This is a genomic window from Acidovorax sp. (assembly GCF_047607405.1).
Classification (GTDB): Bacteria; Pseudomonadota; Gammaproteobacteria; order Burkholderiales; family Burkholderiaceae_C; genus Acidovorax.
Genome location: NZ_JASGDA010000013.1, coordinates 1 through 6,920 on the forward strand (window position 1 = coordinate 1; position 6,920 = coordinate 6,920).

Consider the following 6,920-nt stretch of genomic DNA (forward strand, 5'->3'; position numbering starts at 1 on the left):
CGGCGGGCGACGTGACCATGACGCGCCTGCTGCTCGGCCTGGGCCTGCGCAGCTTCAGCATGCACCCGGCGCAGATCCTGGCCGTGAAGCAGGAAATCCTGCGCGCCGACACCCGCAAGCTCGCGCCTTGGGCGCGGCAGGTGGTGGATGGCGACGTGCCTGCGGCAACCGTCGAGAATTCCTAAATTGATAGCTGCCAGCGCTTGCTGGATAAGCGCTAGAGGCTTATTTGGCTCTTGTTCCCATCACAGCGGCGGCCAGAATCATCACCGTCGCCAGCGCGATGCTCCAGGTGAAGGGCCGACCACTCACCACGATCAGCAGCGCGGTGGACGCCAGCGGCGTGATGTAGCTCAGGATGCCGATGTGCCGCGCATCGCCCAGCTTCAGCGCCTTGTCCCACAGGAAGAACGCGCCGCCCAGCGGCCCCAGGCCCAGCACGGCCAGCAGGGCCCAGTCGCGCGCTTGCAGGCTGGCGGGGGGCTCCAGCAGCGCGTGGCAGGCCAGCGAGAGCGCGCCCGACACCAGCCCGAACAGTCCGATGGCCGTGGTCGGGAAGGCCGCCACGCGCTTGGTCAGCAGCGAATACGTGGCCCAGATGAAGGCGGCGGCCAGCGCGGGCACGTAGCCCCAGGCCAGGGTGCCGCTCAGTTCGCGCCCGCCCGCGATGGCAATCGCCGCGCCGCCAAAGCCCAGCAGCGCTGCCAGCACGTGCGGCAGCCGCAGGGCCACGCCGGGCAGCACCACGGGCGCCAGCACCACGATGAGCAGCGGCCAAAGGTAGTTGACCAGGTTGGCCTCGACCGGCGGCGCGTGGCGCAGCGCGATGAACAGCAAAAAGTGGTACGCGAACAGGCCATAGACGCCCAGTGCCAGCGTGCGCAGCGGAATGCGCCACTGCGCCGGATCGCGCAGCACGAAGGGCCATGCGGGCACGCTGCCGATGATGAGCGCGATGCCCGTCAGCAAGAACGGCGGAACGTGGGTGAGCGACACGCCCAGCGAGGCGAGCGAGGCCCACAGGGCGATGGCGCCCAGGGCGTACAGGTTGGCCTGCATCAGACGCCCGCGGCGTGCGCCTGCTGGTCGGCGTGGTAGCTGCTGCGCACCATCGCGCCCACGGCGGCGTGCGAGAAGCCCATCTTGTACGCCTCTTCCTCGAACATCTTGAACGTGTCCGGATGTACGTAGCGGCGCACGGGCAGGTGGCTGGTGCTGGGCGCGAGGTACTGGCCGATGGTCAGCATGTCGATGTCGTGCGCGCGCATGTCGCGCATGACCTGCAGGATCTCCTCGTCCGTCTCGCCCAGGCCGACCATGATGCCGCTCTTGGTCGGCACCTTGGGGTGCAGGGCCTTGAACTTTTTCAGCAGGTTCAGGCTGAACTGGTAGTCCGAGCCGGGGCGCGCCTCCTTGTACAAGCGCGGCGCGGTCTCCAGGTTGTGGTTCATCACGTCGGGCGGCGCGGCTTTCAGGATCTCCAGCGCGCGGTCGTCGCGGCCCCGGAAGTCGGGCACCAGAATCTCGATCTGCGTCTGCGGCGACAGCGTGCGGATGTTCTGGATGCACTCCACGAAGTGGCCCGAGCCGCCGTCGCGCAGGTCGTCGCGGTCCACGCTGGTGATGACCACGTATTTCAGGCGCAGCGCGGCGATGGTCTTGGCCAGGTTCAGCGGCTCGTCCTTGTCCAGCGGGTCGGGGCGGCCATGGCCCACGTCGCAGAACGGGCAGCGGCGCGTGCATTTGTCGCCCATGATCATGAACGTGGCCGTGCCCTTGCCGAAGCATTCGCCGATGTTGGGGCACGACGCCTCTTCGCACACGGTGTGCAGCTTGTGCTCGCGCAGGATGTCCTTGATCTCGTAGAAGCGCGTGGTGGGGCTGCCCGCCTTCACGCGAATCCACTCGGGCTTCTTGAGCACCTCGCCGTGCTCCACCTTGATGGGGATGCGCGACAGCTTGGCAGCGGCCTTTTGCTTGGCCAGCGGGTTGTAGGCTTCGGTGGATTGCGCTTCGCGGACGACTTCGGGGGTGCTCATGGCGGCCTTGTTGGGCTTAGGGTGCAAGCCGGGTGCCGAGCTGCTGGCCCAGCACCTGCGCGGCTTCGTCCCAGGTGGTGTGGACGCCGATTGTAGAAAGGTCCACCGTGCGCAGCCCTGCGTAGCCGCAAGGGTTGATGCGCGTAAAGGGTTCCAGGTCCATTGCCACGTTCAGCGCCACGCCGTGGTAGGTGCAGTGGCGGCTGACCTTGATGCCCAAAGCGGCGATCTTGCCCAGGCCGGTGAAGTCGGGCGCCGAAGACGTGCCGACGCCCTTTTGCGGGCGCTGGGGCAGCATGGCATGGCTGAAGGGGTCGTCCAGCCGCACGTAGATGCCCGGCGCACCCGCCACGCGGTGGCCCGTCACGCCGAAGTGGGCCAGCGTGCGGATCACGGCTTCTTCGAGCCGATAGACGTATTCCTTGACGTAGTAGCCCGCGCGCTGCAGGTCGATCAACGGGTAGGCCACGACCTGGCCCGGGCCGTGGAAGGTGACCTGCCCGCCCCGGTTGGTGGCGATGACCGGGATCTCGCCCGGGCTCAGAATATGATCGTTTTTGCCTGCCAGCCCTTGTGTGTAAAGCGCGGGGTGCTCGCAAATCCAGAGCAAATCGGCGCTCTCGGTCGTGCGCGCGGCCGTGTAGTCCTGCATGGCCTGCACGGTGGCGGCGTAGTCCACCCGTCCCAGCGTGCGCTTCTCGATCACCACTTACAGCACGACCTTGACCAGGGGGTGCGAGGAGAGGGCGCGGTACAGGCCGTCCAATTGCTCGCGGCTGGTGGCGGTGATGGTGATGGTCACGCCCTGGTAGTTGCCCGCGCGGCTGTCGCGCAGTTCGATGGTGGCGGCGTCGAAGGATGGGTCGAACTCGCGGGCCAGCTCGGTGACGGCCTGCACGAAGCCGTCCACCTTGGCGCCCATGACCTTGATCGGGAACTGCGAGGGGTATTCGATCAGCGAGTCCTGGCGCGGATCGGCGGGGGGCGTGGTGGCGTTCATGGGAAAGTGCTTCGATTTCAATAGCTGTCGGGGCTTTGCCATTGTGCGCCAACGGCAGATTGGCGCGTTGGGGACAGGCTGCAGCCTGCCGGGGGCTGCAATTCTTGCCGATCGCCCTGGGTTTTTACTTATAATGAGAGGCTTTGTGAAAGTCGCAGTAACGCGGGCGTCCTAGAACGATGAAAACCATGGCGCCCATGACCGAAGCTGAGGCTGAAGAACCTGACTTCAAGCCCCTGACGGCCCAAGAGGCCGAACAGTGGCGCGGTCGCAATCCTCCCATTTCGGTGTGGAAGGTCGTGGCGGGGCAGGCGCTGGTGGGAATGCTGGTGGCCCTGGCGGCCTGGGCGCTGACCGGCAAGGCGCAAGTAGGCTGGTCCGCCGCCTACGGCGCGCTGGCGGTGGTGGCTCCTGCGGCCTTGTTCGCGCGCGGCGTGCTGCGCCGCAGGGCGTCCGACCACGCTGGCGCGGCAGTGCTGAGGTTCTTCGGCTGGGAGATTGCCAAGATCGTGTTGACGGTGGCGCTGCTGGCAGCGGCACCCCGGCTGGTGCCGGGACTGAACTGGATCGCCCTGCTTGCGGGCATGGTGATCGCAATGAAAACGTACTGGGTGGCGCTGCTGGCGCGGCCCGGTGTCCGAAAAACCGATTGATAGAGAGAAGAGTTGACCAATGGCCGCAGAAGCGCATGGACCGACTGCCAGTGAATACATCGTTCACCACCTGCAGCATCTTCAGAACGTCAAGCAGAAGTCGATCGTCGATTTCTCCGTCATCAACTACGACTCCATCGTCGTCGGTCTGGTTCTCGGTCTGATCGCGCTGCTCCTGTTGTGGGCTGCTGCCCGCAAGGCGACCTCGGGTGTGCCGGGGCGCTTCCAGGCTGCGGTCGAAATCCTCGTCGAAATGGTGGACAACCAGGCCAAGGCCAACATCCACAGCGCCGAGAGCCGCAAGTTCATAGCCCCGCTGGGCCTGACGGTGTTCGTCTGGATCTTCCTGATGAACTTCATGGACATGCTGCCTGTCGATCTGCTGCCCGTGCTGTGGCAGGGCGCCACGGGCGATCACCACGCCTATCTGCGCGTCGTGCCCACGGCCGACCTGTCCACCACCCTGGGCCTGGCGTTCGCCGTGCTGCTGCTGCGCTTCTGGTACAGCGTCAAGATCAAGGGCGCTGGCGGCTGGGCGCACGAACTGGTGTCCGCACCCTTCGGCACCAGCAAGAACCCCATCTTCGCCCTGATCCTGGGCGTGGTGAACGTGCTGATGCAAATCATTGAATATGTCGCCAACACCGTGTCCCATGGCATGCGGCTGTTTGGCAACATGTACGCTGGCGAGCTGGTCTTCATGCTGATTGCCCTGATGGGCGGGGCTGCTGCGCTGTCGTTGTCGGGGGTACTGCTGCCTGTGGGCCACGTCATCGCTGGCACCATCTGGACGCTGTTCCACATTCTGGTGATCACACTGCAGGCGTTCATCTTCATGATGCTGGCGTTGATCTACCTCGGTCAGGCGCACAACGCGCACTAAACCATCCCTTTCGCTTTTCTTTCCCTCACTTAACTTTTTTTAACTCAGGAGTCATCATGGAAAACGTTCTCGGTCTCGTCGCTCTGGCTTGTGGTCTGATCGTGGGTCTGGGCGCTATCGGCGCCTCGATCGGTATCGCTTTGATGGGCGGCAAGTTCCTCGAATCTTCCGCACGCCAGCCCGAGCTGATCAACGAACTGCAAACCAAGATGTTCATCTTGGCTGGCCTGATCGACGCCGCCTTCCTGATCGGCGTGGCCATCGCCCTGCTGTTCGCCTTTGCCAATCCCTTCCAACTGGCAGCCTGAGCACTCCGATCAACGCCCTAGATAGAAAGGTGTTGCCGTGAGTATCAACGCGACCCTGTTCATTCAGGCCATCGTCTTCCTGATCCTCGTGTGGTTCACGATGAAATTCGTGTGGCCCCCGATCGCTAAGGCGTTGGATGAACGAGCCCAGAAAATCGCCGATGGCCTCGCTGCCGCCGACCGCGCCAAGTCCGAGCTGACCGCTGCCAACCAGCGCGTCGAGAAGGAACTGTCGCAAGCGCGCAGCGAGACGGCCTCCCGTCTTGCGGATGCCGACCGTCGTGCCCAGGCCATCATCGAGGAAGCCAAGGCCCGCGCCACCGAGGAGGGCAACAAGATCGTTGCCGCCGCGCGCGCGGAAGCCGAGCAGCAAACGGTGCAAGCCCGCGAGGCCCTGCGCGAGCAGGTGGCAGCGCTGGCCGTCAAGGGCGCCGAGCAGATTCTCCGCAAGGAAGTCAACGCTGGCGTCCATGCCGAGCTGCTCAACCGCCTGAAGACCGAGCTGTAAGGGGGCACACATGGCTGAACTCGCCACCATTGCCCGCCCTTACGCCGATGCCCTGTTCAAGGCGGCCACGGCTGCGGGCGTCGATCTGGGCGGCGCCGCTGCCTGGGTGGACGAACTGGCGGCGATTGCCGCCAACCCCCAGTTGCGCCAACTGGCGGACAACCCCAAGGTGACGGCGGACCAGGTGTTCGCCGTGATCACCGGCGTTGCGCGTTCGGCGCTGCCCGACACGGCCAAGAACTTCCTGCGCACGGTCATCGACAACGGCCGCATCGGCGCGCTGCCCGAAGTGGCCGCGCAGTTCCGTGCCCTCGTCAACCAACGCAACGGCTCTTCGGATGCCGTGGTGCAGAGCGCCTTCCCCATGGACGGCGCGGCGCTGGCTTCGGTCAGCGAAGTGCTGGAAAAGCGCTTTGGCCGCAAGCTCAATCTCACCGTCCAACTCGATGAATCGCTGATCGGCGGCATTCGGGTGGTGGTGGGCGACGAGGTGCTGGACACGTCGGTCAAGGCCCGTCTTGAACAAATGAAAGCGGCCCTCGTCGCCTGAGGCGGCAAGGTCTGAAGCGAAACAAAGAAAGAAGGAAAGAGTCATGCAACTCAATCCCGCAGAAATTTCTGAACTCATCAAGAGCCGCATCGAAGGTCTGGCTGCCAGCAGTGACATCCGCAACCAGGGCACCGTGGTGTCGGTGACGGACGGTATCGTGCGCGTGCATGGCCTGTCCGAAGCGATGGCCGGTGAAATGCTGGAGTTCCCCGCCACCGCGGACGGCGTGCCCACCTTCGGCCTGGCGCTGAACCTGGAGCGCGACTCCGTCGGCGCCGTGATTCTGGGCGAGTACGAGCACATCTCCGAAGGCGACACCGTCAAGTGTACGGGCCGCATCCTGGAAGTGCCCGTCGGCCCCGAACTCATCGGCCGCGTGGTGAACGCCCTGGGCCAGCCGATCGACGGCAAGGGGCCGGTCAACGCCAAGATGACGGACGTGATCGAGAAGGTCGCTCCCGGCGTGATCGCACGGAAGTCCGTGGACCAGCCGATGCAGACCGGCCTGAAGTCCATCGACTCCATGGTGCCGATCGGTCGTGGCCAGCGCGAGCTGATCATCGGCGACCGCCAGACCGGCAAGACGGCCGTGGCCATCGACGCGATCATCAACCAGAAGGGTCAGAACATGACCTGCGTCTATGTCGCGATCGGCCAGAAGGCTTCGTCGATCAAGAACGTGGTGCGCGCCCTGGAGCAGGCTGGCGCGATGGAATACACGATCGTCGTGGCCGCGTCGGCATCCGAATCCGCCGCCATGCAATATGTGTCGGCCTACTCCGGCTGCACGATGGGCGAATACTTCCGCGACCGTGGCCAGGACGCGCTGATCGTCTATGACGACCTGTCCAAGCAGGCCGTGGCCTACCGCCAGGTTTCGCTGCTGCTGCGCCGCCCGCCGGGCCGCGAAGCCTACCCCGGCGACGTGTTCTACCTGCACAGCCGCCTGCTGGAGCGCGCCGCCCGCGTGAACGCCGAC

General features: G+C 65.1%; 11 protein-coding genes. 7 read left to right on the forward strand and 4 right to left on the reverse strand.

Features of this window, described 5'->3' with window-relative positions; translation table 11 throughout:
• Window positions 1-185 (forward strand): putative PEP-binding protein (locus QM569_RS01950; RefSeq protein WP_414985541.1); only part of this gene is annotated, 185 nt, incomplete at its 5' end.
• A 40-nt stretch (window positions 186-225) separates the two neighbouring features.
• Here the strand turns inward: QM569_RS01950 and QM569_RS01955 are convergent.
• The 4 genes from QM569_RS01955 to QM569_RS01970 are packed head-to-tail and all read right to left on the reverse strand — an operon-like array spanning window position 226 to window position 3,039.
• Window positions 226-1,059, reverse strand: coding sequence for a DMT family transporter (locus QM569_RS01955; RefSeq protein WP_414985542.1), 834 nt, complete (start codon window positions 1,057-1,059; stop codon window positions 226-228).
• Window positions 1,059-2,039, reverse strand: a complete 981-nt coding sequence (gene lipA, locus QM569_RS01960) for a lipoyl synthase (protein WP_414985543.1) — start codon at window positions 2,037-2,039, stop codon at window positions 1,059-1,061. The genes QM569_RS01955 and lipA overlap by 1 nt, the downstream gene beginning before the upstream one ends.
• Before the next feature lie 16 nt (window positions 2,040-2,055).
• Entirely contained in the window at window positions 2,056-2,691 is a 636-nt protein-coding gene (gene lipB / locus QM569_RS01965; protein WP_414985551.1) for a lipoyl(octanoyl) transferase LipB, read from the reverse strand.
• A gap of 57 nt (window positions 2,692-2,748) precedes the next feature.
• Window positions 2,749-3,039 (reverse strand): YbeD family protein, encoded by a 291-nt coding sequence (locus tag QM569_RS01970; RefSeq protein WP_414985544.1) that lies wholly within the window; start codon window positions 3,037-3,039, stop codon window positions 2,749-2,751.
• 179 nt (window positions 3,040-3,218) lie between these two features.
• Between QM569_RS01970 and QM569_RS01975 the strand changes: the two genes are divergently transcribed.
• From QM569_RS01975 to atpA, 6 genes are all read left to right on the forward strand, one after another.
• Window positions 3,219-3,692 (forward strand): ATP synthase subunit I, encoded by a 474-nt coding sequence (locus tag QM569_RS01975; protein WP_414985545.1) that lies wholly within the window; start codon window positions 3,219-3,221, stop codon window positions 3,690-3,692.
• 19 nt (window positions 3,693-3,711) lie between these two features.
• Entirely contained in the window at window positions 3,712-4,575 is an 864-nt protein-coding gene (atpB, locus tag QM569_RS01980; RefSeq protein ID WP_414985546.1) for a F0F1 ATP synthase subunit A, read from the forward strand.
• Between the two features lie 56 nt (window positions 4,576-4,631).
• On the forward strand, window positions 4,632-4,883 hold the full coding sequence (atpE, locus tag QM569_RS01985) for a F0F1 ATP synthase subunit C (RefSeq protein ID WP_414985547.1): 252 nt from the start codon (window positions 4,632-4,634) through the stop codon (window positions 4,881-4,883).
• Between the two features lie 37 nt (window positions 4,884-4,920).
• Window positions 4,921-5,391 carry a F0F1 ATP synthase subunit B gene (locus QM569_RS01990; protein ID WP_414985548.1) on the forward strand — a complete coding sequence of 157 codons (471 nt, stop codon included), beginning with the start codon at window positions 4,921-4,923 and terminating at the stop codon, window positions 5,389-5,391.
• A 10-nt stretch (window positions 5,392-5,401) separates the two neighbouring features.
• Entirely contained in the window at window positions 5,402-5,941 is a 540-nt protein-coding gene (locus tag QM569_RS01995; RefSeq protein ID WP_414985549.1) for a F0F1 ATP synthase subunit delta, read from the forward strand.
• 43 nt (window positions 5,942-5,984) lie between these two features.
• A partial coding sequence (atpA, locus tag QM569_RS02000; protein WP_414985550.1) for a F0F1 ATP synthase subunit alpha occupies window positions 5,985-6,920 on the forward strand: 936 nt, incomplete at its 3' end.